Here is a 25,744-nt window from a genome sequence, read left to right as displayed (position 1 = left end):
GGTTCCTTCTACCAAGGGAGAGAACCCTCGCCCCCCACGAACGCGCCGGTCGGACCGTCCGCGCCCAGCAGTGACAGCCGTACGGCTGTCCGGGCGCCCTCCTCCGCGCTGCGCGGGCCCTGGTGGTCGTTCATGTCGGTGGCGCAGTATCCCGGATCACATGCGTTGATCTTGATGGGCGTCTCCCTGAACTCCTTCGCGTAACACACGGTGATCATGTTCAACGCGGCCTTCGACGACTGGTAGGCCATCATGTTGAGGGCGTAAAACGAGTTGTCCGGGTCTCCGGCCGCGGTCAGTGAGCCGACCTCGCTGGACACGTTGACGATCCGCGCGGCGGGCGCCCGGCGCAGCAGCGGGAGCATGGCGTTGGTCACCTCGATGACGCCGAAGACGTTGGTCTCGTAGACGGCTCGCGTGACCTCGACCGTCGTCCCGCTGGGCGGTTCCGCCCCCAGGGCGACGCCGGCGTTGTTGACCAGGATGTCCAGGGCGCCGTACTCATCCCCGATCTGCTTGGCGGCGGCGACCACCGACTCCGGCGAGGTGACGTCGATCTGGACGAACCGCGCGCCGAGCCGCTCGGCGGCCGCCTCGCCCCTGGCCGTGTCCCTGGCCCCGACGAGGACCGTGACGCCCTCCTGTCCGAGAAGCCGGGCGATCTCGTAGCCGATTCCCTTGTTCGCACCGGTGATCAGAGCTGTAGTCATGTCCCCACCTTCGCGACGGCCATACGCGGCGCGGAAGGACTCGCGCAACCTGGGATCGGCGATCCCACCCCGCGGGGGCCTGGAATCCCCGCTTCTCCTCCATCCTAGAAATACGTGTAAGGAGCGACCTCCCGGGAGTACGCCGTGAACAGGGACGAGTTGGCCGACTTCCTGCGCACCCGCCGGGCCCGGCTCCAGCCGGGCGAGGTCGGGCTACCCGCAGGGGAACGCCGCCGCACTCCGGGTCTGCGGCGCGAGGAGGTCGCGCAGCTCGCCGGAATGTCGGTGGACTACTACATCCGGTTGGAGCAGGGGCGTGGTCCCCGCCCGTCGCGGCAGATCCTGAACGCCCTGGCCCGGGCGCTGATGCTGACCACGGACGAGCGGAACCACCTGTTCCATCTCGCCGGCGAGACGCCCGCCCCGGTCTCCGGCCCGCGGAGGGACGTCCCGGCCGGCATCCTGAACATGCTCGCCGCCCTGCAGGACGTCCCCGCGTACGTGCTGGACGCGAAGTACGAGATCCTCGCCTGGAACCCGCTGGCCGGTGCCCTCATGGGGAACCTGGACTCGCTGGCGCCCCGCGACCGCAACATGATCAGGTGGATGTTCAGCTCGTCCGATCTGCGGGAGCACCTGTCCGACGAGGAGCGCGGCCGCTTCGCGCGGGCCTCGGTGCTCGACCTGCGGGCGGCGGCGGGCCGCTATCCGGACAACCAGTGCATCCGCGACCTCGTGGCCGAGATGACGGCGTGCAGCCCCGAGTTCGCGGCGCTGTGGACCGCGCACGACGTGGAGATCCGCAGGGACCAGCGGAAACGGCTCTTCCACCCGGTCATCGGACAGATCGAGGTGGACTGTCAGGTGCTGGACATCCCCGACCGCGACCAGCGACTCGTCGTCTACGCCCCGGTCCCCGGCTCCCGCTCGCACGAGGCACTCCGGGAGCTCCGGCTGCTCTCGGAGATATGAGCCTCCCGATCCGGGACATCCCCGCCGAGGTGGGAACGGCCCGCCGGGCGGTCGAAGCAGCCCCGAAGCTTCGGCAGGATAAAGAGCATGAATCTCATCGGGCGCCTTCCCGCCGACAGCGACCCCGACGCGATCTACGAGGCGTTCAGCGCCTGGAACGCCGAACGGGGGCTGACGCTGTACCCGGCGCAGGAGGAGGCGCTGATCGAGGTCGTCTCCGGCAACAACGTGATTTTGGCCACGCCGACGGGCTCGGGTAAGAGCCTGGTCGCGGCGGGCGCGCACTTCGCCGCGCTGGCCAGGGACGAGGTGAGCTTCTACACCGCGCCCATCAAGGCGCTGGTGTCGGAGAAGTTCTTCGACCTGTGCGCGATCTTCGGCACCGAGAACGTCGGCATGATGACCGGTGACGCCTCGGTCAACTCCGACGCTCCGATCATCTGCTGCACGGCGGAGATCCTCGCCCAGATCGCCCTCCGGGACGGCGCGGACGCCGACGTCGGCACGGTGATCATGGACGAGTTCCACTTCTACGCCGAACCCGACCGCGGCTGGGCCTGGCAGGTGCCCCTGCTGGAGCTGCCGCAGGCGCGGTTCGTGCTGATGTCGGCCACGCTGGGAGACGTCGAGCGGTTCGAGAAGGACCTCACCCGCCGGACCGACCGCCCCACCGCCGTGGTGAAGAACGCCGAGCGCCCGGTGCCGCTGCTCTACTCCTACCGCGTGACGCCGCTGCACGAGACCCTGGAGGAGCTGCTGTCCACGCAGCAGGCCCCGGTCTACGTCGTGCACTTCACCCAGGCGGCCGCGATGGAGCGGGCCCAGTCCCTGATGAGCATCAACATGTGTACGAAGGCCGAGAAGGAGGCCATCGCCTCTCTCATCGGCAACTTCCGGTTCACCACGCGCTTCGGACGCGCTCTCTCCCGGCTCGTACGGCACGGCATCGGCGTGCACCACGCCGGGATGCTCCCGAAGTACCGCCGCCTGGTGGAGCGGCTCGCCCAGGCGGGCCTGCTCAAGGTCATCTGCGGCACCGACACCCTCGGCGTGGGGGTGAACGTGCCGATCCGCACGGTGCTCTTCACCGCCCTGTCGAAGTTCGACGGCAACCGGGTGCGGCGGCTGCGCGCCCGCGAGTTCCACCAGATCGCCGGGCGCGCCGGGCGGGCCGGCTTCGACACCGTCGGGTACGTGGTGTGCCAGGCGCCGGACCACGTCATCGAGAACGAGCGCGCGCTGGCCAAGATCGGCGACGATCCGAAGCGGCGGCGCGGCTACGCCCGCAAGAAGCCGCCGGAGGGCTTCGTCGGCTGGAGCGAGGAGACCTTCGAGAAGCTGCAGACGGCCGAGCCCGAGCCGCTGACCTCGCGGTTCAAGGTCAGCAACGCGATGCTGCTCTCCGTGATCAACCGGCCGGGCGACTGCTTCCAGGCGATGAAGCGGCTGCTCACCGACAACCACGAGGATCGCAAGGCGCAGCGGCGGCACATCAGCCACGCGATCGCGATCTACCGGTCGTTGCTCGCCGGCGGCATCGTGGAGACGCTCAAGGAGCCCGACGAGCACGGGCGCAGGGCACGCCTCACCGTGGACCTCCAGGAGGATTTCGCGCTCAACCAGGCGCTGTCCACCTTCGCGCTCGCCGCGTTCGAGCTGCTGAGCCACGAGTCGCCGACGTACGCGCTCGACATCGTCTCGATCATCGAGTCGACGCTGGACGATCCGCGCCAGATCCTGCACGCGCAGCTCAACAAGGCGCGCGGCGAGGCGGTCGCCCAGATGAAGGCCGACGGCGTCGAGTACGAGGAGCGCATGGAGCGCCTCGCCGAGATCACCTACCCCATGCCGCTCGCCGACCTGCTGTTCGGCGCGTACGAGACCTACCGGCGCGGCCACCCGTGGGTCGGCGACCACGCGGTCAGTCCCAAGACGATCGTGCGGGACATGTACGAGCGGGCCATGACCTTCACCGACTACATCCAGTTCTACGAGCTGGCCCGGTCGGAAGGCACGGTCCTGCGGTACCTCGCCGACGCCTACCGCACGCTGTCGAAGACCGTGCCCGAGCACCTCAAGACCGACGACCTGATCGACCTGATCGAATGGCTCGGAGAGCTGGTCCGCCAGGTGGACTCCAGCCTGATCGACGAGTGGGAGAAGCTGGCCAACCCGTCGGAGGCCCTGGAGGCCGAGACCGAGCTGGAGTCCAGGATCAGGCCGGTCACGGCCAACGCGCGGGCGTTCCGGGTGCTGGTGCGCAACGCGATGTTCCGCATGGTCGAGCTCGCCGCCCTCGACCGCGAAGAGGAGCTGGTCGAGCTGGCGTCCGAGGTGGACTGGGGCGCGGCGCTCGACGCGTACTACGACGAGCACGACGAGATCGGCACCGGTCCGTCCGCTCGCGGCCCCGCGCTGCTCCAGATCGAGGAGGAGAAGGAGCTGTGGCGGGTCCGCCAGGTCATCGAGGACCCGGCCGGACACCTCGACTGGGGCATCACCGCGCAGGTCGACCTCGCCGCCTCCGACGAGGAGGGCCACGCCGTGCTCCACGTCACGGGCATGACGCGCCTCTGATCCCGCCGCCTCTCGCGGCCACCCCGGCCTTTCTCGTACGGCCCGGGCCGCTGGAGGCGGCAGGGACGGTCAGCCGCCCGAGGTGGCGTCCTCGGCGTCCGCGCCGGGGACGGCCATCTCGTCGGGGTCGTCCAGCCAGCCGTGCGGCAGCATGACCTTGGTCCGCTCGCCGCTCTTGCCCCGGGGGCCGTCGGCCTCGGCCGGCCAGGGCTGGTCCGGATCCAGCTCGGCGGCGCGCTCGCGCAGCTCGGCGAGGCTCGACACGGTGGTGAGCGCGCGCCGCGTCTCGGCGCCGATCACGAAGCCCTTGAGGTACCACCCCACGTGCTTGCGGAAGTCGGCCAGCCCGTGCGGCTCGCTGCCGATGACCTCGCACAGCAGCTCGGCGTGGCGCAACATCGTGGCCGCGACCTCTCCGAGGGACGGCCGGGTCCGCTCCTGCGACCCCTGGAAGGCGAGGTCCAGGTCGCGGAACAGCCACGGCCTGCCGAGACAGCCGCGGCCGACCACGACGCCGTCGCAGCCGGTCTCCGCCACCATGCGCAGCGCGTCGTCCGCCGTCCAGATGTCACCGTTGCCGAGCACCGGGATCTCCGGGACCGCGTCCTTGAGCCGCTTGACGGCGTCCCAGTCGGCGGTGCCGCCGTAGTGCTGTTTGGCCGTACGCGCGTGGAGGGCGACCGCCGCGACGCCCTCCTCCACGGCGATCCGGCCCGCGTCGAGGTAGGTCAGGTGGTCGTCGTCGATGCCCTTGCGCATCTTGATCGTCACCGGCAGCGGCCCGGCGTTCGACACCGCCTCCCTGAGGATGGCCCGCAGCAGGTTCCGCTTGTACGGCAGCGCCGAGCCGCCGCCGCGCCTGGTCACCTTGGGGACGGGACAGCCGAAGTTGAGGTCGATGTGGTCGGCCAGGTCCTCCTCCGCGACCATCCGGGCGGCCTTGCCGACGATCGCCGGGTCGACGCCGTAGAGCTGGATGCTGCGCGGGCGCTCATCCGGGCCGAAGCGGATCATCTGGAACGTCAGCGGCACGCGTTCCACCAGCGCTCGCGAAGTGATCATCTCGGAGACGAACAGGCCGCCGCCCTGCTCGCGGCAGAGCGTCCTGAAGCCGACGTTGGTGATCCCCGCCATCGGGGCGAGCACCACCGGGGGCCACACCTCGAACGTCCCGATTTTCATGCGTTCATTGTCGCCGCCCACCGGGCGTGCAAGGTACAAGATCATGAACGGGAGATTCGGCCGCGGATACGCTGGTCAACGTCGAGGCGAGGAGGTCGTGCATGCTCTTGCGGCCGAGGATCGCGCCAAACCGTGTGAAGTACGCACCCGAGCCGGAAACCCGGTACAGTTACGACAACGCCATGAGGCGGTCGCGGAAGTGGCTCAGTGGTAGAGCATCACCTTGCCAAGGTGAGGGTCGCGGGTTCGAATCCCGTCTTCCGCTCTGAGGGGTCTCCAATACGGGCCTCCCTCGGTGGAGTGGCCGAGAGGCGAGGCAGCGGCCTGCAAAGCCGTCCACACGGGTTCAAATCCCGTCTCCACCTCTGAACCGGCGTCGATCCGGTGCCGTGCGCCCTTATCGGCGTCTTCACTTTTGTTCCCTCGCACTCCCTGGTGCTGTCCAGTTCCGTTGGATCAAGGAAGCCGCGCGTGAGGGTAGGGTGAGCCGTGAACCGCGCCCGGTCTTGACAGCCGCGCGCATGCACCTCAGGAGGTCCGCATGACTGCTGCCGATCCGGAGCGCGACGCCCCCGAGAACGCCTCCGAAGACGTCTCTGAAGACGAGATGAAGCGCAAGTTCCGCGAGGCCCTGGAGCGCAAGAAGCGCACGCAGGCCGAGCGCAACGCCACGGGTGGGGGCAAGGATCCGTCGAAGGTCCACGCCGCGCACGGCCCCGCCGGAGGTCGGCGCTCGTTTCGCCGCAAGAGCGGCGGCTGATCGAGGTCGCCGAGGCGACATCCCTCCTCCTCGCTCTTGGGCTGAGGACGGGTCACCCCGACTTTCGACGCTGTCCTTCGAGACACACCGTCGCCTCGCGGGAGTTCCCGCGAGGCGACGGCACGGATCTGCCGGACCAAGCCGGCTCTAGGTCGTGTCTGACACTCCCTAGCCTGAGTGACGGATCGTCCTAGGACTCACCGCTCCCGTACTACTCGAAGCGGCGCTCCATACGGCCGCGCTCCAGGCGCTCGCGCACGGGGCGGCCGCGCTCTATACGCTCCTCCCGCTCGAGACGGCCGCGCTCCATACGCCCCCGCTCGAGACGACCGCGCTCGAGACGACCGCGCTCCCGCTCGATACGGCCGCGCTCGATACGTTCCTCCCGTTCGAGACGGCCGCGCTCCCTACGCTCCCGCTCGAGAAGGCCGCGCTCCCGCTCGATACGGCCGCGCTCCATGCGCTCCTCCCGCTCGAGACGACCGCGCTCCCTACGCTCCCGCTCGAGAAGGCCGCGCTCCCGCTCGATACGGCCGCGCTCCCGCTCGATACGGCCGCGCTCCCGTTCGAGACGACCGCGCTCCCGCATACGCTCGCGCCCGTAACCGCGCCTCTCTTCGCGGCAGGTGACCCGGCGTACCTCTCCGCGCTGCCTGCAGTACTTGCAGCCGTTCTCCCACCAGCACTCCTGTGCGCTCGTTGCGGTCGAGGTGGTGGGTGCCCCCTGAGTCGCGACGGTGGCGTTCGCCGCCTGGGCGAGTGCGGCCGTGGGGACGAGGGCGGAGGCCACCAGCGCGCCGGTGGCGAGTGCGTGTCTGAGCATGCGAATCACTCCGTGTGTGACGGTTCCCCGCCCCGCTCGGGGCGGGACCGGATCTCGTGGTGTCGGGTCCGCGAAGCGACGCGGCGGGGCCGCGGGCGGGTGCGGACGGACGGACGGAGCGTCGAATCGGTCTCCCGGGATGACGCCGAAACGGCGTGTCGACCTACCCCAACGGTAGGGACGCTCACAGGGGGTGGTCACCCGTAAGTGGCAAAGGGCTCGGTCGAGGCGGATTACCGTTTGTTCGGATCAACTCGTCAATAGACCAACGGTTCACGCGAAATACCCAGGTGCCCGCCGCCGGTCCCGGCCCCTATCCTCGTCCGCATGCGGGACATCGCGCGGCTGCCCAAGGTCCATCTGCACGTCCATCTGGAGAGCACCGTACGGTGGACCACCGCTCGGGAGATCGCCGAGGCGAACGGCCTGACCATTCCCGAGGTCCCGCCCGCGTTCGACGGCTTCCGCCAGTTCGCCGACTACAACTCCCTCGTACGGGAGTGCCTGCGCCGGCCGGAGGACTTCCGGCGGATCGCCCTGGAGTTCTGCGAGGACGAGGCCGCGCAGGGCACCGGCTACGCCGAGGTCACCTTCACGGCGGCATCGCACGGCGAGCGGCTGGGCCGGCCCGAGATGCCTCTGGAGGCGGTGCTCGAGGGCCTGGCCGAGGGGCAGGCGGCGTACGGCATCGAGTGCCGGGTGATCCTGGACCACTCCCGGCGCCGGTCGGTGGAGCGGGCCTGGCGCACGCTCAAGCTCGCCACGCGGTACGCCTCCGAGGGCGTCATCGGCATCGGCCTCGCGGGTGAGGAGTCCTACTCCCTGGCCCCGTTCACGGACGTGCTCGACACCGCGAAGGACGCGGGCGTCCGTCTCGTGCACCACGCCGGCGAGGAGTGCGGCCCCGACAGCATCCGCGAGGCTCTCGTGCTCGGCCACGCGGAGCGGCTCGGACACGGCATCCGGGCGCTGGACGACGACGATCTGGTGGCCGAGCTGCGCGAGCGAGGGATCCCCCTCGAAGTGTGCCCGTCCTCGAACGTCGCCCTCGGGTTCGCGCCGTCCCTGGAAGACCACCCGCTGCCGCGGCTGCGTGAGGCCGGGCTGACCGTCACGCTGAACACCGACATCCCGTCCATCGCCGGAACATCGCTGATGGAGGAGTACACCCGGGTACGGGACGCCTTCGGCTACGACGACCTGGTCCTGGCCGAGCTCGCCCGGGCCGGGATCGACGCGTCGTTCGCCCCCGCGGCGACGAAGGAGCTGCTGCACCGGCGCACCGGCGAGTGGCTGGCGTCGTGACCTCCGCGTCGCTCCGGTGAGAACCTCGGGATCGACGCTTTTTCCACCATCGCGCGTCGAGCGGCGCGGGTCCGTTGACCGCGGCCGCTGAGCCGAATCATGAGAACGTCGCCCCGTGAGGAGCGCTCACGGGGCGACGCCGGATCAGCGGGCAGAGCCCGCGACGCGTGGCAGCTCTTTACTGCTGTTGCTGCTGCTGTTGCTGCTGCTGCCTGCGCCCTTGTTGCTGTTGCTGCTGTTGCTGTTGCTGTTGGCGACGCCTTTGCTGCTGCTGCTGTTGCTGCTGCTGTTGCTGCTGTTGCTGTTGCTGCTGTTGGAAGTGCCTGTGGTGCCTGCGCCCGTGTCTACAGCGGCCATGTCGGCAGGGCTGAAGCTGCCCCGTATCGCTGATCGAGGTGACGACCGCGGCCGGTGTGGTGGCGGCCGCGGGCTGCGCGGGCATCGCTACCGGGACGACGAACGCCGAGGCGACCATCGCAGCTGCCGCGATAGCTTGCTTGAGCATCTGAATCACTCCGTGTGATGTGGCTCCCCGTCCAGCTCGTCGGCGGGACGTGGTCGCAGATGTCGCCAGGCCTGCCAAGCGGTTCGGCCTGGCCTGCTGGCGCTTGCGGATTGACGGAGCGTCGAATCGGTCTCCCGGGAGGACGCCGAAACGGCGTTGACTTAACCTCACGCTAAAGGGCGGAAATCACGCGGGTCACCTGTTTAAGGCAAAAGGCTTGTTGAGCCTGATTGCCCGCCGTCGGAGCACGCCGCCCTCCGAAACCCGTTGAGACGCCGCGGCTCCGACGTCTGACTTCACTGAAACCCGGCTTCGCCGGCGGGAAAGCGGAGCTCCCGGAAAGCCCATGAAATGTATGATTCCGGCCTCGGCCGCGTTCCGCGGCATAGCCCTTCGCCCCCCTCCATGTGGCCCCTGAGGGGCGGGTTCTTCTCAATGACGCCCCCTGAGCGCACACTGGAAAGCGACATGTTGGGCGATTCGGGTGGGAGTTTCTCGTGCACGATCAGATGCCCACAGCAATGCCGCTGCTGTCACGCGGCAAGCATCGCAACCCCAGCAAGGGCGCGTGCTTCATGGAGCTGGCGTCCTTCCTCGCCGGAGAGCGCTGGAGCGACCATCCGGCTTGCACGCATCCGCTGCTGGCCGGGCTCGCGCGCCTGGTCAACGACCACACGACGGACGCGGCCCGGCCGCTGCTGGCGCCGCTGATCCCGTCCGTGATCGGGCTCGCCGGCGATGACCCGCGCATCGACGCCCGCATCGCGCTCCGGTGCGCGATCTCGGCGCTGCCCGTGGTCTCGCACGAGCGGCAGCTCGCGCTGGCCGTGTCCGTGCTCTCCGCCGAGCACGTGCTGTCCACCCTCGACGGTCGGCCGAACGGCAGCGTCGGCGAGCAGAGCGCGCTCGCGCTCGCCCAGGTTCCGGACGCAGCCCGTTGGGCCTACCGGTTCCGGCGCGGCGTACGGGTGTCCGCCAAGGGCTTCCGCCGGTACGCGGCGCCGAACACGGTCCAGCTCGCGGTGCGGGGGATCTCGGAGGCATGCGTCGCCGATCCAGACGCGATGCTCAGGAAACTGCTGACGGACACGATCGGCGACTGCGCCGAGCTGGTCCGCCATGAGGCGCCGGTCGATCGACGGCGCTGGGAGGACGCCTGCCGCCTCACCCGTCGCTGAACCGGCCGCCTGTCAGAGTACGGAGCAACCGATCCGGACCCGGACGCGAGGAGACCAGCGGCCGGAGACCACGTCGTACGCCTGGGCGTAGCCGTTGCTGGGCTTGCCGGCGGCGGCGCAGTCGAACACGTCGGTGTTCTTGCCGAAGCTCCCTCCGGCGTATCCGCTGTGCGCGGTGGCCGTGACGGTTCCGCTCCAGTACAGGCGCCCGGTGTCGAACCGGATGTACAGCTTCACCTGTCCGAAGTTGTAGTGGTCGCCGCTGAGCTTGAACCGCGGGATGTCATCGATGGAGGTGCTGGTGGAGGTGCCGTCGCCGTTGTCTCGCGGCGGCACGGTGTAACGGCTGATCCACAGGCGGGCGGAGACCTTGCGCTCGTCGGCCTTGCTGTTGTCGAGCCGCGCCTGGGCGCGGACATCGGAGGTGACGCACACGTCGTCCCCGGTGAACGCCTCGCGCCAGACGAAGCCGGTCACGCAGGTGTGCGGTCCGTACGGGCCGTCGGTCCAGCGGGACGCCTTGACCTGGTTGTCCTTGGCGGTCTGGTCGCGGACGGAGGGCTGGACGCAGACGAGGTCCGACGGCCGCGCCGTGCGCCACACGTACCCCTTGAGGCAGGTGTCGGGACCGTAGTCTCCGGAGGCCATGGCGGGTGTGGCCGCGACGGTGGCGGAGAGGGCGAGGGTGAGGCCGGTCATCGCGGAGACGGCCAGGCCGAGCGTGCTGCGCTTCATCGTGATCTCCTGAGGTGGGTGGCGCCCGGGCCGGCCGTTGCCTCCGGGCTTCGTGTCCTCAGTGAACGCTCTGCCGCCTGCACGTCTCTTGAGCTGCGCTTGCCCGCGTCCTGCAATCGGCGTGCAACCGCCCTCCGGCGGAGCCGTGAACCGCCCGTAACCGCCCGTAACCGCTGGCTAGTCGCCCAGCCAGACGTATCCGGCGAATCGGCCAGTGCGCCGGTCCCTCCGGTAGGAGTAGAGGTCAGGCGTCTCGATCGTGCAGCGGTCGTCATGCCGGACGTCGGCCACGCCGGACCGGGTGAGCTGGGCGGCGATGCCCGCGCGGATGTCGAGGGCGGGCGTCCCCCACCGGGTCGTGGACCACGTCTCCGGCACCCGTGCGGCGACCCGTTCCCGCAGGTCGGCGGGGACCTCGTAGCAGAGGCCGCAGGCGGCCGGCCCGATCGCCGCGACCATCCTGGCCGGTTCGGCGCCGCGCGCCGCCATGGCCTCCACGAGCGCGGAGACCACACCCGCCTCGGTTCCGGGACGGCCCGAGTGCGCGCCTCCGACGATGCCCGCCACAGGGTCGGCGACGAGCACGGGGGCGCAGTCGGCGACCAGGACCGCGATGCCCAGGCCGGGCCGGTCGGTGAGCACGGCGTCCAGTGCGGGCGGGTCGTCGCCGAACGGGGCGGTGACGTAGGCGACGTCCGCGCCGTGGACCTGGCGCATGAACACGACGTGGTCCAGGCCGAACTCCGCGGCGGTGGCCGCCCGGTTCTCCGCCACGGCGGCGGGAGCGTCGCCCACCGCGCCGCCGAGGTTGCGGGTGCCGTACGGCTCGGCACTGACGCCGCCGTGCCGGTCGGTGAAGGCCATCCGGACCCGGTCGATCGCAATCATCAGATCAGCGTAGCCGCCCCGTTCGAGGTCGCTGACGGGCCGCGGCTCCCGTCGGCCGTTCAGGTGCGGTCGCCGACGAGGTCGGCGTACAGGCGGTGGGTCCGCTCGGCGATGCGCCGCCAGGAGAAGTGTTCGACGGCCCTGCGCCGGCCCGCCGCGCCCATGGCGGCGGCGCTGTCCCGGTCGGCGAGCAGGGTGCCGACCCGCTCGGCGATGGCGGCGGCGAACGCCTCCGGCTTTCGTGGCTCGCCGTCCGGGCCCTGGTCGATCGGGACGAGCAGGCCGGTGACGCCGTCGTCCACGACTTCGGGGATCCCGCCCGTCGCGGTCGCCACGACGGCGGTCTCGCAGGCCATCGCCTCCAGGTTGACGATGCCCATCGGCTCGTAGACCGAGGGGCAGACGAAGACGGTGGCGTGCGTGAGGATCTGGATCACCTCGGGCCGCGGCAGCATCTCGGAGATCCAGACGACGCCCTTCCGGGTGCGGCCGAGTTCGGTGACCAGGCCGCCGACCTCGGCGGCGATCTCGGCGGTGTCCGGCGCCCCGGCGCACAGCACGATCTGGGCTCCCGGGTCGAAGGACCGCGCCGCGCGCAGCAGGTGGACCAGGCCCTTCTGCCGGGTGATCCGCCCGACGAAGACGACGTACGGCCGGCTCGGGTCGATGCCGTGCCTGACCAGAGCCTCGGTGCCGTGAGAGGGCGCATACTCGACGGTGTCGATGCCGTTGTGAATGACCTGTACCCGGCCAGGCGATATTTCGGGATATGAGGTGAGCACGTCGCGGCGCATGCCCTCGGACACCGCGATGACCGCGTCGGCCGAGGCGAGGGCGGTCCGCTCGGCCCAGGACGACAGCGCGTACCCGCCGCCGAGTTGCTCGGCCTTCCACGGCCGGAGTGGCTCCAGGCTGTGCGTGGTCACGACGTGCGGCGTGCCGTAGAGCGTCTTGGCGACCTGCCCGGCGAAGTTCGCGTACCAGGTGTGGCTGTGCACCACGTCCGCGCCCTCGCAGCCGGCGGCCATCTCCAGATCGACCCGGAGCACCTGGAGCGCGGAGTTGGCGGCCTCCAGCCCGCCGGGCACCCGGTAGGCGTGCACGCCGACCTCATCGCGGGGAGCCCCGAAGCACCGGACCCGGACGTCGGCGAGCCTGCGCAACTCGCGGGCGAGGTATTCGACATGGACTCCGGCGCCGCCGTATACCTCGGGCGGATATTCCCGGCTGAGCAGATCGACACGCATGGGAGGAGCTTAGAACCATCTCGCCGTACGGCCGCTGCATCGGATTCGGTGGTCATTTCGAGTTTCTCGTCATAAATCGTAGTGTTTTGCGCGGGCTTTGGCGGGTTAGGGTCCTGGCTATGAAGGTCCTCGCGATCGTTCTCGCCGGCGGTGAGGGAAAGCGACTGATGCCGCTGACCGCGGACCGCGCCAAGCCCGCCGTCCCGTTCGGGGGGATATACCGGCTGATCGATTTCGTGCTGTCGAACCTGGCCAACGCCCACTATCTGCAGATCGTGGTGCTGACGCAGTACAAGAACCACAGCCTCGACCGGCACATCTCGCGGACCTGGCGGCTGTCGGCGATGCTCGGCAACTACGTGACGCCCGTGCCGGCCCAGCAGCGGCTCGGCCCGCGCTGGTTCGCCGGCTCCGCGGACGCGCTGTTCCAGAACCTCAATCTGATCTACGACGAGCTGCCGGACCACTGCATCGTCTTCGGCGCGGACCACATCTACCGGATGGACCCGCGGCAGATGGTCGAGCAGCACATCGACTCGGGCGCGGACGTGACGGTCGCGGCGATCCGCCAGCCGCTGGCGCTGGCCGACCAGTTCGGCGTCATCGAGACCGACCCCACGGGCCGGCGCATGGTCGCGTTCCGGGAGAAGCCGAAGGACGCCGTGGGCCTGCCCGACGCGCCGGACCAGATCTACGCCTCCATGGGCAACTACGTCTTCAAGACCCAGGCGCTGATCGAGGCGCTGCGCGAGGACGCGCTCGACCCCGCCAGCCGGCACGACCTGGGCGGCGACATCATCCCGATGTTCGTCAAGTCGGGCGGCGCCGAGGTGTACGACTTCGCCCACAACGTCGTCCCCGGCTCCACCGAGCGGGACCGGGGCTACTGGCGGGACGTGGGGACGCTGGACGCCTACTACGAGGCGCACATGGACCTCATCTCGGCGCTTCCGATGTTCAACCTGTACAACAGCCGGTGGCCGATCTACACCGGGCACGACCCGCTACCGCCGGCGAAGTTCGTGCACAACCAGGGCGAGCGGGTCGGCCGTGCCCTCGACTCACTGGTGTCCCCCGGCGTCATCGTCTCCGGCGGCACGGCGGTCCGCTCGATCCTCTCCCCCGGCGTCGTGCTCCACTCGCACTCGCTGGTCGAGGACTCGGTGCTGATGGGCTCGGTCAAGATCGGCCGGGGCGCGATCGTCCGGCGCGCCATCATCGACAAGAACGTGGTGATCCCGGACGGCGCCAGGATCGGCGTCGACCTCGACCATGACCGGCAGCGGTTCGCGGTGACCCGCGGCGGCATCGTGGTGATCGGCAAGAACGAGATCATCGACCGTTGATCCGCCACATGGGCTCGACGACGCTCCACTGCGCCTCCCACACGCGGGTGGCGCGCCGCTGGTTGACTGTACGGGTGGCCAGGACGAGCAGGGCCAGCAGGGCGGCGGCCCCGGTGGGCAGGCCGGCCCCCACGGTGATGGCGCCGACGACGGTCGTCTCCCGGTCCTGAGGCCGCCGGACGGGCGCGCCGTGGTCGTCGGTCCAGATCAGCACGACATCGCCGGCGCTCTTGCCCGGCGGCGCCTCGACGACGCCCGTGCGGTGGACTCCGGTGCCGGTCGTCCACTCGGCCTGGCCGTGCCCGACGGCGACCCCGGACGGGGACAGCCCGCGCGCCGGAACGTCCTGGAGCATCGTCGCCCGGGTCAGGTGCCGTGAGTGCGCCTGAGCGGCCTCGGCCCGCAGGCCGTCGCCGTACGCCCGGGCACCGAACAGGATCCCGAGTACGACGGCGACCGCCACGCCCATGACGGCGATCAATCTCGTGATCGCCTCGATCCGGTCACACCGGCGGCGTAGCGGGTTCCTGTCGAATCCCAGCCATCGAGCGAGCCGGGTGAATGGCTTCTGCGACATCTCACACCTCACAGGGTCATTACCGCTGCGAGTCCCGCTTATACCTATTTTGCGCGCCAAAATAATGAGAGGGAATGCCTTTTCCGGAAAGGCTTGACACCTATGGTCGATTCACGGCACCCCACACCGTCACCGGAGCGATGCGGAGCGAAGCCGACCGACATACCCCTCCAGATCCCCACTGGATGTCATAATCACCGCGAAACACGGCGTGCCGGGCACGACGCCCGGGGCCCGTCAGGACGGAGAAGGGGCATTCGTGTTCGGAATCCTTCGGCCGTGCGCGCGCCACTCCTGCCCGCGACTGCACCAGGCGTGGCGGGCTCATCTGTGCGGGATGTGCCTGACCCTACGGGACAGGCACGGGCAGCTCGCCAGGGCCGCGACGAACTACGACGGGCTCGTGCTCTCCGTGCTGACCGAGGCCCAGCGCCCCGAATCCACGGCGCGCCGGGTGGCCGGCCCGTGCCCGCTGCGCGGTTTCCGGCGCGCGGAGGTGGTCTCCTCGCGGGCGGAGGGCGCGCGGCTCGCCGCCGCGGTCTCACTCGCGCTCGCTTCGGGCAAGATCCGCGACCACGCGGCCGACGGTGACGGGACGGCCGGCCGCCGCTTCGCCGGAGCGCCGCTCCGCCTCATCGCCGGCTCCTGGACAGCCGCGGCGGGCCGCGGAGGCGGGGCACTCGGGTTCGACACGTCTGGACTCGTCTCGGTCCCGGAACGCCAGGCCGAGCGGGAGAGAACGCCCGGACTGTCCCTGCTCGACCTCACCGAGCCAACCGAGACCGCCGTCGCGGCGGCGTTCGCGCACACCGCCACGCTCGCGCGAACGCCGCACAACGCCGAGGCGCTCCGGGAGGCCGGCCGGCTCTTCGGGCGGATCGCGCACCTGCTCGACGCGGTCGAGGACCTGGACGACGACGTGGCGCGCGGAGCGTTCAACCCGCTGGCCGCGACCGGGACGACGCTTTCCGAGGCCCGCCGGCTCTGCGACGACGCGCTGCACGGTCTGCGCCTGGCCGTGGCGGATCTCGACCTGGAGGAGCGGCATCTCGCCGAGGCGCTGCTCGTGGACGAGACCCGGCGCGCGATCGCCCGTACCTTCGGTCACCGCGCCCTCGACCCGCATACCGGTCACCCCACCCCTGAGCACCGGGCGGGCGCGGCGCCGGATCCGGTACGCGGTGCGCTGGCGGGCATGCTCACCTTCCTGACCTGCGGCCTCTACCGGCCGTCGTGGAGCCGCCTGCGGGACGAGTCGTGGGACGACCGCTGCTATGCCGGCCGCTGTGACGGGTGTGACGGATGTGACGGATGTTGCGACTGCGCGGACTGCTGCGGCCGGTGCTGCGGCTCCGGGCACGGGTCCGGCGGCGGATCCGGCGCCGGCGAGGGCGGCGGGTGCTGCGACGACTGCTGTTGTGACTGCGATTGCGGCTGCGGCTGCGATTGACGGCTTGACCGGGTATGTGTGCCGTTGGAACGGTTGTGTTCCCGGCGAGGCGACGCAAGGGCACGACCTGCGTCGTCACCCTCGCCACCGACATCGACGACGAGGACGCCCTTTTCGAAGAGATCGCCGGGACGATCCGGGCGATCTAGATATACAGTCCGTCGGGTGGGACGATCACGGCCTTTCTGGCGGCTGAATCCGGCGGAGCGGAAGCTGTGGGACGCCTATCCCTCCGGCGCCTGGGTCGATCTGCGCGAGACCGAGAAAGACGATCCCGCGACCGGAGCCTCGTGGGGCCGCGAGCGCGTGGTGCGCGCCCAGGTGATCGCCGCGCTGCTGCTCGGGATGCGGGAGGGCCGGCCGGGCGAGGTGCCGGGCGTCCGGCTCGCCGGGGCGCGGATCGTCGGCGACCTCAATCTGTCCGACGCGGTCTTCACCTCGAAACTGCACCTGCTGAACTGCTACATCCCCGGCGCGGTCTCGCTCAACGACGCGCGCACCAGAGGCGTCCGCTTCCGCGGGTGCGACATCCGCAGGTTCAAGGCCGGGCGGGCCGTGATCGACGGCCTTTTCGATCTCGACGGGTCCACGATCCGGGCCGGGGTGCGCCTGGACAACACCCGTGTCACCGGGCAGTTCCGGCTGTCCCGGGCGACGATCGGCACCCCCGAGGACGTCTCGCGAGGCTCGGAGAGCTTCCTCGAGGACACTCGGGCGCCGTACAGCCGGGAGGAGACGGAGACGCGCGGGCTCGCGCGGAGCCACACGGCACTGTGGGCGGGCGGCCTCACCGTGGACGGCGGGGCGTTCCTGCGCGGCCTCCGCAGCACGGGGACGCTGCGCCTGATCGGCGCCCGTTTCAACAGCGGCATCTACCTGCAGCGGTCCGTCATCGCGACCGCGTGTCGACCGGCCGGGGCATACGCCGTGCACGCCGACCACCTGCAGGCCACCACTGTGGAATTCAGCGAGGGCTTCACCGCCGAGGGCGGCATCCGGCTGCGCGGCGCGCGGATCACCGGAGTGCTGTCCTTCAACCGGGCGACGTTGAAGGCGCCCGGCCGCGCGCTGCATCTGAGCCACATGCAGGTCGACGAGCTCATCCTCACCCCCGCCTCGGTCGAGGGCGAGATCAACCTCGGCTACTCGCGCATCGGCGTGCTGCTCGACCGACCGGACTGCTATCCGGGGGCCGTCCACCTCAACGAGACAACGTATGAGTCGCTGCGCGGGCCGGCCCGGCTCTCCGACCGGCTGGCCTGGCTGCGGCGCGACCCCGACGGATATCGGCCGCAGCCGTACGAGCAGCTCGCCGCCTACTTCCGGCGGATCGGGCACGAGTCCGACGCGCGGAGGGTGCTCCTGGCCAAGCAGCGCAGCCGGCGGAGGACGCTCCGGCTTCCCGGAAGGCTCTGGGGCTGGCTGCTCGACGTCATGGTCGGGTACGGCTACCGCCCGTGGCTGGCGGGCGTGTGGGCGACCCTGCTGCTCGCCCTGGGCACGGCGGTGTTCTCCGCCCACCACCCGTCGCAGATCGGTCTGGACGAGCGGCGCAGCTTCAGCCCCCTCCTCTACACGCTCGACCTGCTGGCCCCGGTGAGCCTGTTCGACCAGCGCGGCGCGTGGGAGCCGGTCGGCTGGACGCAGTGGCTGGCCGGTGGTCTCATCGCCGCAGGCTGGATCCTGGCCACCGCCCTGATCGCCGGAGCCACCCGCGTGCTGAGGCCGTCCGGGCCGTCGTGAGACGTCGGACACTGCCCCGCCGAAGGCGGCTCCGGCCGGGTTCGGGCCCGTCTCCGGTTCAGCCCGTCTCCGGTTCAGCCCGTCTCCGGTTCAGCCCGTCTCCGGTTCAGCCCGTCTCCGGTTCAGAACGCCTCGTCCAGGCTGACGTCGCCCTCCACGGCCACCTGGTAGGCCGAGACCCTCCGCTCGAAGAAGTTGGCCAGCTCCTGCACGTCCTGGAGCTCCATGAAGGCGAACGGGTTGGCGGTGCCGTACCGGACGGGCAGGCCGAGCCGGGCGAGCCGCCGGTCGGCCACGTACTCCAGGTACTGGCGCATGCTGTCGGCGCTCATCCCGCGCAGGCCGTCGCCGCACAGGTCGTGGGCGAAGGCGAGCTCGGCGGCGACGGCCTCCTCGATCATGCGGGTGATCTGGGCGCCGAGCTCCTCGTCGAACAGGCCGGGCTCCTCGGCCCGGACCGTGTCCACGACGCTGAAGGCGAACTCCATGTGCATGGACTCGTCGCGAAACACCCAGTTCGTCCCGGTGGCCAGCCCGCCGAGCAGGCCGCGGGAGCGCAGCCAGTAGACGTACGCGAACGCGCCGTAGAAGAACAGTCCCTCGATGCACGCGGCGAAGCAGATCAGGTTCAGCAGGAAGCGGCGCCGGTCGTCCCTGGTCTCCAGCCGGGTCAGATCGTTGATGGAGCCGATCCACCGGAAGCAGAACTCGGCCTTGTCGCGGATCGAGGGGATGTGCTCGACCGCCGCGAACGCCTTGGCGCGCTCGTCGGGGTCGGGCAGGTAGGTGTCGAGCAGCGTCAGGTAGAACTGCACGTGCACGGCCTCCTCGAACAGTTGCCTGCTGAGGTAGAGCCGCGCCTCCGGCGCGTTGATGTGCTGGTAGAGGTTGAGCACGAGGTTGTTGGCCACGATCGAGTCCCCCGTGGCGAAGAACGCGACGAGCCGGTTGATCAGGTGCCGCTCCCCCGCGTCCAGCTTCACCAGGTCGGCCAGGTCGGAGTGGAGGTCCACCTCCTCCACCGTCCACGTGTTCCTGATCGCGGCGCGGTACCTCTCGTAGAAGTCGGGGTAGCGCATGGGCCGCAGGGTCAGGTCCATGCCGGGGTCGAGCAACATCGTCATCACGCTTTCTGGCGTAGGTGCGGCTGTGTGGGCGACTACTGGCAGGCTTCGCAGATCTCGGGGTTCTCCAGGGAGCAGGCCACCGCCTCCGGGTCGGCCACGGCCATCGGCACGGCGGCGGGCCCAGTGGTGGGCACTATGGTCGGCCCAGTGGTCGGCACGGTGGTCTGGCTGATCCTGGTCGCCGGGCGGGACCGCAGGTAGTAGGTGGTCTTCAGGCCGGACCGCCAGGCGTACGCGTACATCGACGAGAGCTTGCCGATCGTGGGCGTCGCCATGAAGAGGTTGAGCGACTGCGCCTGGTCGATGTACGCCTGGCGCGCGGCGGCGAGGTCGATGAGCGCCTTCTGGGGCAGCTCCCAGGCCGTCCGGTAGAGCGCGCGCAGCTCGTCGGGGATGCCGGGGATGTCCTGGATCGAGCCGTCGGCCCGCTTGATGGCGTCGCGCATCTCCTGGGTCCACAGCCCGAGGGTCTGCAGGTCGGCGACGAGGTACCGGTTGACCTGGAGGAACTCGCCCGAAAGGGTTTCCCGCTTGAACACGTTGGAGACCTGGGGCTCGATGCACTCGTAGCATCCGGCGATCGACGCGATGGTGGCCGTCGGCGCGATCGCGATCATCAGGGAGTTGCGCAGCCCGGTCCTGGCGATCTTCTCGCGCAGGGCCGCCCATTCCTCGCGCCGTTCGGAGCGCTCCCCGGCCGCCCCGGCGTCCCCGTCCGCGCGGTCGGCGTAGTGGTCGGGGTGCAGCACGCCCCGCGCGGCGCGGGTGTCGTCGTAGGAGGGGTGCCGTCCGCGCTCCACCGCGAGGTCGGAGGACGTCCCGTACGCCGCGAGGGCGATCTCCTCGGCGATCCGGGTCGACAGGGCGAGCGCCTCGGGCGAGTCGAACGGCAGCCGCAGCGCGAAGAACACGTCCGCGAGGCCCATCACCCCGAGCCCGATGGGCCGCCACTTCCGGTTGGCCGCCTCGGCCTCGGGCGTCGGGTAGAACCCCAGGTCGATCGTCCGGTCCAGGAACCGTACGGCGGTGCGGACCGTGGCGCGGAGCCGGGCCCAGTCGACGTCACGGGGATGAGAGCGGTGGCCCTGCTCGGCGAGATGCGCGGCGAGGTTGACCGAGCCGAGGTTGCACACGGCGGTCTCGGCGTCGTTCGTCACCTCCAGGATCTCCGTGCACAGGTTGGACAGGTGGATGACGTTGTGCGGCAGGGCCGTCTGGTTGGAGGTCCGGTTGGCGGCGTCCTTGAAGGTCATCCAGCCGTTGCCGGTCTGGGCGAGGGTGCGCATCATGCGCCCGTAGAGCGTGCGGGCCGGGATCCGCCGGACGTACCGGCCCTCGTCCTCGGCGGCGCGGTAGGCGGCGTCGAACGCCTCTCCCCACAGGTCGGTCAGCTCCGGGACCTCCTTGGGGTCGAACAGCGACCACATGGCGTCGGCCTCGACCCGGCGCATGAACTCGTCCGGCACCCAGTTGGCCAGGTTGAGGTTGTGCGTGCGGCGGGCGTCCTCACCGGTGTTGTCCCGCAGCTCCAGGAACTCCTCGATGTCCGCGTGCCAGGTCTCCAGGTAGACGCAGGCCGCGCCCTTGCGCCGCCCGCCCTGGTTCACCGCCGCCACGGAAGAGTCGAGCGTGCGCAGCCACGGCACGATCCCGTTGGAGTGGCCGTTGGTGCCCCGGATCAGCGAGCCGCGGGACCGGATCCGGGTCCAGGAGACGCCGATGCCGCCCGCGTACTTGGACAGCCTGGCCACCTGGCCGTACCGCTCGTAGATGCTCTCCAGCTCGTCGCGCGGCGAGTCGAGCAGGAAGCACGACGAGAGCTGCGGGCGGCGCGCCCCCGAGTTGAACAGCGTCGGCGAGCTCGGCAGGTACGACAGGGTCGACATCAGCCGGTAGAGCTCGGCCGCCTCGGCGACCCCCGCCCCGCCTGCTGAGGGGTAGGCCAGCCCGCACGCGACGCGCAGGAAGAAGTGCTGCGGGCGCTCCAGGACCTTGCGGGTGACCGGGTGCCGCAGCAGATAGCGGTCGTAGACCGTGCGCAGCCCGAAGTACTCGAACCGCTCGTCCGCCGAGTGGTCGACCAGCGCGTCCAGCTCGTCGGCGTGCCGCGCGACGAACGCGGCCAGCTCGTCGTGGACCAGGCCCGCTTCGTGGGTCGCGGCCACCGAGCGGGAGAAGCCGGACGAGCCGGTCACGCCGTGCTCGGCCGCCTCGTCGGCGATCAGCCCGGCCAGCAGCCGGGCGGCGGCCTTCGAGTTCTCCGGGTCGGTGACGACCCGCGCCGCCGCCTCCTCGATCGCCGCCCACCGGGCCTCGGCCCCCGCATCCGCGATCGTGGCCAGTGTCACGTGATCTCCCCTTCCGAATCGGAACCCCGTCAGGGGCCTCGGAAGGCGGGCGTACGCGTCGGAGCGGGCAGGCTCGCGCCACGGACGGCGCGTCGCTCGTCGGCGAGCCCTCCCTCGAGGCCCGGCACAACACACGCGGACGTCAGGTCCGCGCGCACGTCGCCGGCAGGTCTTCGGACTCGCGGGCATGGCGCCGCACGGGCCGGGGTACGGCTCGCGCGCCGGTCCTACTGGCCGTCGCTTCCCGGGCCGACGGTCGGCCCAGTGCTCAAATTGACGGCGGTCGTTCCCGCTCACCGCTGCGGGGCAGTCCCGGAATCGCACCGGGTTCCCTCTTGCCTCACCCCGGGCACGGGGTGAACCAGCAACAGTGGAGGATCCTACATCTAGTGCCGGTCGGCGCAACCACCACAACAAATTGTGCCGATCCGGGGGGTGTCGGTGCCGGATAACGCCTCCCGGGCGATCGGCGGGCGGCCGGGAGCAGCCCTCGGACCAGCCCTCCGAGCAGCCTCCGAGCAGGTCTCAGAGCAGCCTCCGAGCAGAGGCCGTCAGAGCAGGCCGAGCTCGCCGAGAACGACTTTGGTGCGGCGCGCCTCGGTGCCCAGCCACTGGCGGAAGTCGTCGCCGTCCAGGAACATCGGCGCCCAGCCGTTGCCGCGGCATACCTCCGCCCATCCGGGCAGGTCGGAGACGGCGCGGCACAGGTCGAGCAGCCGCTCCCGCTCCTGCCCGCCCAGCCGGCCCGGGCCGAGGAGCCCGGTCCAGTGGGCGTAGTGCAGGCGCACGCCGGACTCCTTCAGGGTCGGCGCGTCCACACCGTCCAGGCGCTCCAGCGACGAGACGGCCAGCGGCCGCACCCGACCGGCCCGGATGTCGGCCGCCAGCTCCCTCCGGCCGCCGAGCCCGGCGACGGCGCTGCCGTCGAGCGTCGCGGCGAGCACCTGCGAGAGGTCGGGGAGCGCCACGTAGTTGAGGCTGCGGGGGTGGATCCCGAGCCCCTGCGCGGTCAGGCCGTAGAGCACGTGGTCGGGGCCGCCCGTGTCCCGCCCGGCGAGCCGCAGCCGGGACGGGTCGCGGATCAGGGCCGCGGCCAGGTCGTCGAACGTGCGGAAGCGGGAGTGCGGCCCGGTGACCAAGACCACCCACTCCCCGGCGAACCGGGCCAGCGGGGAGGTCCGCTCGATGAGGCCGCCGAGGCCGTTCCTCGCGGCGATGGCGACGAGAGCGGGGCCGGCGACCATGAGGTCGTCGTAGTCCCTCCCGGCGGCGAACCGGGCCAGCGCCCGCGCTCCCGCGTCGCCCGATCGGGTCCGGATCTCGACCTTCCCGGCCAGCCGCTGACGTTCGATGAGGGTCTTCAGCTCCCTGGCGAAGGGGCCGCCCTGCGCCCCCGCCTGCGTGGGGACGACCAGCGAGATCGGGGGGCCAGTCCGCGGCCGGTTCGTTCCGCATCCGGCCGACAGAGGAAGCAGGCCCAGCCCCAGAGCAAGAAACGCGCGGCGCCGCAAATCGGTCCCCCTCCTGCGAGAGTCCCCGGTACGGCAAGCGTACGACTCGTCACAGTAAGTGATGAAATGCCGCTATCCGGCCAACCCTGCGACGGACGGCCGGAGGCTGACCGGACGGGTGATTCTCAACACGGAGATCGGCAAGTCTCACAAAGGAGAACATCAATAAAAGGAAAGGAGTGGCATTTCTCCGGCCATCTCACCTTCCGGAACGTTCAACAATTATTGACCCCAAAAATCACCACTCGACAACGTATTACATGATCAGTTGATTTATCTTGACAGGTAACTATTTTTGCGGGTTGTCTGGGTGTGTATGGCCACGCTCGGGTGAGGGGCCGTCCGGCCGGTTAGAGGTGCCCATGGCGATTTATGAATATCTCTGCCCGGACTGCGGGCCGTTCGACGTGTCCCTGCCGATGGGGACCGCGCCGGAGACCGGCGCCTGCTCCGCCTGCGAGGGGCCCGCGCGGCGCCGCTTCTCGGGGCCGAACCTGCGGCGGGTGCATCCGGCGCTGGCCGCCGGGCTGGCCGGGGAGGAGCGGAGCAGGGAGGCGCCCGAGGTCGTCCGTGCGCCGCGCGGCGGGACGGGACCGGCGGCGGCGCGCCCACCGCACCCGGCGCCGGCCCACCTTCCCCGGCCCTGATCCCCCGATCTGGGCCGGAGCCGATCGCGAGTCGGTCGCGAGTCGGTCGGGGGCCGGTCGGGGGCCGGTCGGGGGCCGGTCGGGGGCCGCGCGTCCGCCACACGCGCCGGCCGTCCGCCACCGGCGCCAGGAGGTGCGTCCCGATGGGAGATGTCGGACTTCTCTACGTCGGCGCGGTGCTGTTCATGAACGGCCTGATGCTGCTGGGGCTGGTCGACGCGCGAGCGGCCGCCCTCTTCAACCTCTTCGTCGGGGCGCTCCAGGTTGTCACGCCCACCGTCCTGATCATCGGCGCGGGCGGCGGGGCGAGCACCATTCTCTCGGCGTCGGGGTTGTACCTGTTCGCGTTCACCTATCTTTATGTGGGAATCGGGACCCTCGGAGGGTTCGACACCACCGGCGTCGGGTATTTCTCATTGTTCGTCGCCATCATGGCGCTGGGTTATTCGTACGCGAACTTCCAGATCCTGAAGGACGCGCCGTTCGGCGCCATCTGGCTCTACTGGTCGTTCCTGTGGTTCCTTTTCTTCTTGCTGCTCGGCCTCAAACGCGACCATCTCACGGCGTATGTGGGCTGGGTGACGGCGATCGAGGGATGGGTCACCGGCGCGGTCCCCGCCTATCTCACCCTCACCGGTTTCTGGAAGAGCTGGAACCAGAACCTCGTCGCGATCATCCTCGCCGCGTTCGGCGTGGTCGTGTTCGCCGCGTTGTGGCCGCTCACGCGCGGGCGCACAGCCCGGCCCGCGGAGTGACCCGTCGCCCCGCCGCCCCGCCGCACGCCGGCAACCGGCCGACACCGGCCGATCGAGAAGGAGGACATCTCATGCCGAAAGTCGTGTTCAGCATCGACCAGTCGAAGCCCATGCGGGAACAGGACGTGCCCGGGCACAACCGCTGGCACCCCGACATCCCGGCGGTCGCCACGGTGCGGCCCGGGGACGAGTTCCGCGTCGAGTGCCGGGACTGGACCGACTGCCAGGTCGGCAACAACGACTCAGCCAACGACGTGCGGGACGTCGACCTGACGAAGGTGCACATGCTGAGCGGGCCCTTCGGCGTCGAGGGGGCCGAACCCGGCGACCTCCTGATCGTCGACATCCTCGACATCGGCCCGATCCCGTACCCGGAGCGGACCGGCGACGTCCCCGGGCAGGGCTGGGGGTACACCGGTGTCTTCGCGAAGGCGAACGGCGGTGGCTTCCTGACCGACTACTACCCGGACGCGTACAAGGCGATCTGGGACTTCCACGGCATCCACGCGACGTCCCGGCACCTGCCCGGCGTGCGGTACACCGGGATCACCCATCCCGGCCTGTTCGCCACCGCGCCGTCGGCCGAGCTGCTCACGAGCTGGAACCGGCGGGAGCGGGCGCTCATCGACACCGACGCCGGCCGGGTCCCGCCGCTGGCCAACCCGCCGGAGCCGAACAATGCGGTCACGGGAACGGCGACCGGCGACCTGGCCGAGCGGATCGCCCGTGAGGGCGCGCGCACCGTCCCGCCGCGCGAGCACGGCGGCAACCAGGACATCAAGAACTTCACGCGGGGGTCGCGGGTCTTCTTCCCCGTCTACGTCAAGGGCGCCAACTTCTCCGTCGGCGACCTGCACTTCAGCCAGGGCGACGGCGAGATCACCTTCTGCGGCGCGGTCGAGATGGGCGGCTTCATCGATCTCCACGTCGATCTCATCAAGGGCGGCATGGCGAAGTACGGGGTCACCACCAACCCGATCTTCATGCCGGGCAACGTCGAGCCGCGGTACTCCGAGTTCCTCTCGTTCATCGGGATCTCGGTCGACCATGAGACGGACACCAACCACTACCTCGACGCGACGGTCGCCTACCGCAGGGCGTGCCTGAACGCGATCGAGTACCTGAAGACATGGGGTTACACGGGCGAGCAGGCCTACCTGCTCCTCGGGTCGGCTCCCATCGAGGGACGGATCAGCGGGATCGTCGACATCCCGAACGCGTGCTGCACCCTCTACCTGCCGACCGAGATCTTCGACTTCGACGTGCGGCCGACCGCCGAGGGACCGGTCAGGAAGGACCGCGGGCAGTGCGCCGTGACGTCCTGACCCTCCACCCGGGCGCGGCTCGCCCGGCCTCGG

22 protein-coding genes, 2 tRNA genes and 1 riboswitch are annotated in these 25,744 nt (G+C 70.3%); of the genes, 14 read left to right on the top strand and 10 right to left on the bottom strand.

What is annotated here, in order from left to right; translation table 11 throughout:
• Positions 1 to 8 precede the first annotated feature (8 nt).
• Positions 9 to 710, bottom strand: coding sequence for an SDR family oxidoreductase (locus tag QSK17_RS28330; RefSeq protein ID WP_285708460.1), 702 nt, complete (start codon positions 708 to 710; stop codon positions 9 to 11).
• 144 nt (positions 711 to 854) lie between these two features.
• Between QSK17_RS28330 and QSK17_RS28325 the strand changes: the two genes are divergently transcribed.
• Both QSK17_RS28325 and QSK17_RS28320 read left to right on the top strand, forming a co-directional pair.
• Positions 855 to 1,682: a helix-turn-helix transcriptional regulator gene (locus QSK17_RS28325; RefSeq protein WP_285708459.1), complete on the top strand. Its 828-nt coding sequence runs from the start codon at positions 855 to 857 to the stop codon at positions 1,680 to 1,682.
• 87 nt (positions 1,683 to 1,769) lie between these two features.
• Positions 1,770 to 4,259 (top strand): DEAD/DEAH box helicase, encoded by a 2,490-nt coding sequence (locus tag QSK17_RS28320; protein WP_285708457.1) that lies wholly within the window; start codon positions 1,770 to 1,772, stop codon positions 4,257 to 4,259.
• Positions 4,260 to 4,328: 69 nt separating this feature from the next.
• Here QSK17_RS28320 and dusB read toward each other — a convergent pair whose 3' ends face one another.
• A complete protein-coding gene (dusB, locus tag QSK17_RS28315) occupies positions 4,329 to 5,441 on the bottom strand; it encodes a tRNA dihydrouridine synthase DusB (RefSeq protein WP_285708456.1) in 1,113 nt (370 codons plus the stop codon).
• A gap of 193 nt (positions 5,442 to 5,634) precedes the next feature.
• Here dusB and QSK17_RS28310 point away from each other — a divergent pair.
• The 3 genes from QSK17_RS28310 (at position 5,635) to QSK17_RS28300 (ending at position 6,201) form a co-directional block, all read left to right on the top strand.
• Positions 5,635 to 5,706: transfer RNA gene (locus tag QSK17_RS28310), tRNA-Gly, on the top strand.
• A gap of 29 nt (positions 5,707 to 5,735) precedes the next feature.
• Positions 5,736 to 5,806 (top strand) — tRNA-Cys (locus QSK17_RS28305).
• A gap of 176 nt (positions 5,807 to 5,982) precedes the next feature.
• Positions 5,983 to 6,201, top strand: a complete 219-nt coding sequence (locus tag QSK17_RS28300; protein ID WP_285708455.1) for a DUF5302 domain-containing protein — start codon at positions 5,983 to 5,985, stop codon at positions 6,199 to 6,201.
• A 211-nt stretch (positions 6,202 to 6,412) separates the two neighbouring features.
• Here the strand turns inward: QSK17_RS28300 and QSK17_RS28295 are convergent, their stop codons facing one another.
• Positions 6,413 to 7,024 carry a hypothetical protein gene (locus QSK17_RS28295; protein WP_285708453.1) on the bottom strand — a complete coding sequence of 204 codons (612 nt, stop codon included), beginning with the start codon at positions 7,022 to 7,024 and terminating at the stop codon, positions 6,413 to 6,415.
• A 327-nt stretch (positions 7,025 to 7,351) separates the two neighbouring features.
• Here QSK17_RS28295 and add point away from each other — a divergent pair, with 327 nt between their 5' ends.
• The 3 genes from add to QSK17_RS28280 all read left to right on the top strand — a co-directional run bounded on the left by add (position 7,352) and on the right by QSK17_RS28280 (position 10,012).
• A complete protein-coding gene (gene add / locus QSK17_RS28290) occupies positions 7,352 to 8,329 on the top strand; it encodes an adenosine deaminase (protein ID WP_285708452.1) in 978 nt (325 codons plus the stop codon).
• 187 nt (positions 8,330 to 8,516) lie between these two features.
• Positions 8,517 to 8,852, top strand: a complete 336-nt coding sequence (locus tag QSK17_RS28285; RefSeq protein ID WP_285708451.1) for a hypothetical protein — start codon at positions 8,517 to 8,519, stop codon at positions 8,850 to 8,852.
• Positions 8,853 to 9,331: 479 nt separating this feature from the next.
• Complete coding sequence (locus QSK17_RS28280; RefSeq protein WP_285708450.1) at positions 9,332 to 10,012, top strand: hypothetical protein; 681 nt, start codon at positions 9,332 to 9,334, stop codon at positions 10,010 to 10,012.
• 12 nt (positions 10,013 to 10,024) lie between these two features.
• Here QSK17_RS28280 and QSK17_RS28275 read toward each other — a convergent pair whose 3' ends face one another.
• The 3 genes from QSK17_RS28275 to glgA all read right to left on the bottom strand — a co-directional run bounded on the left by QSK17_RS28275 (position 10,025) and on the right by glgA (position 12,882).
• Entirely contained in the window at positions 10,025 to 10,747 is a 723-nt protein-coding gene (locus QSK17_RS28275) for a hypothetical protein (RefSeq protein WP_285708449.1), read from the bottom strand.
• A gap of 177 nt (positions 10,748 to 10,924) precedes the next feature.
• Positions 10,925 to 11,635 carry a peptidoglycan editing factor PgeF gene (gene pgeF / locus QSK17_RS28270; RefSeq protein WP_285708448.1) on the bottom strand — a complete coding sequence of 237 codons (711 nt, stop codon included), beginning with the start codon at positions 11,633 to 11,635 and terminating at the stop codon, positions 10,925 to 10,927.
• Between the two features lie 59 nt (positions 11,636 to 11,694).
• Entirely contained in the window at positions 11,695 to 12,882 is a 1,188-nt protein-coding gene (gene glgA / locus QSK17_RS28265) for a glycogen synthase (RefSeq protein ID WP_285708447.1), read from the bottom strand.
• Positions 12,883 to 12,968: 86 nt separating this feature from the next.
• Between glgA and glgC the strand changes: the two genes are divergently transcribed.
• Positions 12,969 to 14,228 carry a glucose-1-phosphate adenylyltransferase gene (gene glgC / locus QSK17_RS28260; RefSeq protein WP_285708446.1) on the top strand — a complete coding sequence of 420 codons (1,260 nt, stop codon included), beginning with the start codon at positions 12,969 to 12,971 and terminating at the stop codon, positions 14,226 to 14,228.
• Here glgC and QSK17_RS28255 read toward each other — a convergent pair.
• Positions 14,215 to 14,805 carry an Rv1733c family protein gene (locus QSK17_RS28255; protein ID WP_285708445.1) on the bottom strand — a complete coding sequence of 197 codons (591 nt, stop codon included), beginning with the start codon at positions 14,803 to 14,805 and terminating at the stop codon, positions 14,215 to 14,217. The two genes, glgC and QSK17_RS28255, sit on opposite strands and share 14 nt — an antisense overlap.
• Before the next feature lie 211 nt (positions 14,806 to 15,016).
• On the opposite strand from QSK17_RS28255, the gene QSK17_RS28250 reads away from it, so the two are divergent.
• Entirely contained in the window at positions 15,017 to 16,255 is a 1,239-nt protein-coding gene (locus QSK17_RS28250) for a DUF5685 family protein (RefSeq protein WP_352231855.1), read from the top strand.
• Between the two features lie 165 nt (positions 16,256 to 16,420).
• Entirely contained in the window at positions 16,421 to 17,998 is a 1,578-nt protein-coding gene (locus QSK17_RS28245; protein ID WP_285708443.1) for a hypothetical protein, read from the top strand.
• 122 nt (positions 17,999 to 18,120) lie between these two features.
• On the opposite strand, the gene QSK17_RS28240 is transcribed toward QSK17_RS28245, so the two are convergent.
• The 3 genes from QSK17_RS28240 to QSK17_RS28230 all read right to left on the bottom strand — a co-directional run bounded on the left by QSK17_RS28240 (position 18,121) and on the right by QSK17_RS28230 (position 22,984).
• Positions 18,121 to 19,122: a ribonucleotide-diphosphate reductase subunit beta gene (locus QSK17_RS28240; protein WP_285708442.1), complete on the bottom strand. Its 1,002-nt coding sequence runs from the start codon at positions 19,120 to 19,122 to the stop codon at positions 18,121 to 18,123.
• A gap of 35 nt (positions 19,123 to 19,157) precedes the next feature.
• Positions 19,158 to 21,473, bottom strand: a complete 2,316-nt coding sequence (locus QSK17_RS28235; protein ID WP_285708441.1) for a ribonucleoside-diphosphate reductase subunit alpha — start codon at positions 21,471 to 21,473, stop codon at positions 19,158 to 19,160.
• A 147-nt stretch (positions 21,474 to 21,620) separates the two neighbouring features.
• Positions 21,621 to 21,854, bottom strand: a riboswitch (cobalamin riboswitch).
• Positions 21,855 to 22,024: 170 nt separating this feature from the next.
• Entirely contained in the window at positions 22,025 to 22,984 is a 960-nt protein-coding gene (locus QSK17_RS28230; RefSeq protein WP_285708440.1) for a Bug family tripartite tricarboxylate transporter substrate binding protein, read from the bottom strand.
• A gap of 362 nt (positions 22,985 to 23,346) precedes the next feature.
• On the opposite strand from QSK17_RS28230, the gene QSK17_RS28225 reads away from it, so the two are divergent.
• The 3 genes from QSK17_RS28225 to fmdA all read left to right on the top strand — a co-directional run bounded on the left by QSK17_RS28225 (position 23,347) and on the right by fmdA (position 25,711).
• Positions 23,347 to 23,631: an FmdB family zinc ribbon protein gene (locus tag QSK17_RS28225; RefSeq protein WP_285708439.1), complete on the top strand. Its 285-nt coding sequence runs from the start codon at positions 23,347 to 23,349 to the stop codon at positions 23,629 to 23,631.
• Positions 23,632 to 23,774: 143 nt separating this feature from the next.
• Positions 23,775 to 24,386, top strand: coding sequence for an AmiS/UreI family transporter (locus tag QSK17_RS28220; protein ID WP_285708437.1), 612 nt, complete (start codon positions 23,775 to 23,777; stop codon positions 24,384 to 24,386).
• Between the two features lie 71 nt (positions 24,387 to 24,457).
• On the top strand, positions 24,458 to 25,711 hold the full coding sequence (fmdA, locus tag QSK17_RS28215; RefSeq protein ID WP_285708436.1) for a formamidase: 1,254 nt from the start codon (positions 24,458 to 24,460) through the stop codon (positions 25,709 to 25,711).
• Positions 25,712 to 25,744: the final 33 nt, after the last annotated feature.

The sequence above is a fragment of the Microtetraspora sp. NBRC 16547 genome (assembly GCF_030268965.1).
In the GTDB taxonomy this organism is placed as follows: domain Bacteria; phylum Actinomycetota; class Actinomycetes; order Streptosporangiales; family Streptosporangiaceae; genus Microtetraspora.
This window is presented reverse-complemented; position numbering and strand designations above follow the sequence as displayed.

What these genes read in the sequence shown, in the direction of transcription:
- pgeF (WP_285708448.1), bottom strand. Translation starts at nt 11,635, where the DNA reads ATGATTGCGATCGACCGGGTCCGGATGGCCTTCACCGACCGGCACGGC.
- QSK17_RS28225 (WP_285708439.1), top strand. Translation starts at nt 23,347, where the DNA reads ATGGCGATTTATGAATATCTCTGCCCGGACTGCGGGCCGTTCGACGTG.
- QSK17_RS28240 (WP_285708442.1), bottom strand. Translation starts at nt 19,122, where the DNA reads ATGACGATGTTGCTCGACCCCGGCATGGACCTGACCCTGCGGCCCATG.
- QSK17_RS28255 (WP_285708445.1), bottom strand. Translation starts at nt 14,805, where the DNA reads ATGTCGCAGAAGCCATTCACCCGGCTCGCTCGATGGCTGGGATTCGAC.
- QSK17_RS28220 (WP_285708437.1), top strand. Translation starts at nt 23,775, where the DNA reads ATGGGAGATGTCGGACTTCTCTACGTCGGCGCGGTGCTGTTCATGAAC.
- QSK17_RS28300 (WP_285708455.1), top strand. Translation starts at nt 5,983, where the DNA reads ATGACTGCTGCCGATCCGGAGCGCGACGCCCCCGAGAACGCCTCCGAA.
- glgA (WP_285708447.1), bottom strand. Translation starts at nt 12,882, where the DNA reads ATGCGTGTCGATCTGCTCAGCCGGGAATATCCGCCCGAGGTATACGGC.
- fmdA (WP_285708436.1), top strand. Translation starts at nt 24,458, where the DNA reads ATGCCGAAAGTCGTGTTCAGCATCGACCAGTCGAAGCCCATGCGGGAA.
- QSK17_RS28295 (WP_285708453.1), bottom strand. Translation starts at nt 7,024, where the DNA reads ATGCTCAGACACGCACTCGCCACCGGCGCGCTGGTGGCCTCCGCCCTC.
- QSK17_RS28275 (WP_285708449.1), bottom strand. Translation starts at nt 10,747, where the DNA reads ATGAAGCGCAGCACGCTCGGCCTGGCCGTCTCCGCGATGACCGGCCTC.
- QSK17_RS28330 (WP_285708460.1), bottom strand. Translation starts at nt 710, where the DNA reads ATGACTACAGCTCTGATCACCGGTGCGAACAAGGGAATCGGCTACGAG.
- add (WP_285708452.1), top strand. Translation starts at nt 7,352, where the DNA reads ATGCGGGACATCGCGCGGCTGCCCAAGGTCCATCTGCACGTCCATCTG.
- QSK17_RS28320 (WP_285708457.1), top strand. Translation starts at nt 1,770, where the DNA reads ATGAATCTCATCGGGCGCCTTCCCGCCGACAGCGACCCCGACGCGATC.
- dusB (WP_285708456.1), bottom strand. Translation starts at nt 5,441, where the DNA reads ATGAAAATCGGGACGTTCGAGGTGTGGCCCCCGGTGGTGCTCGCCCCG.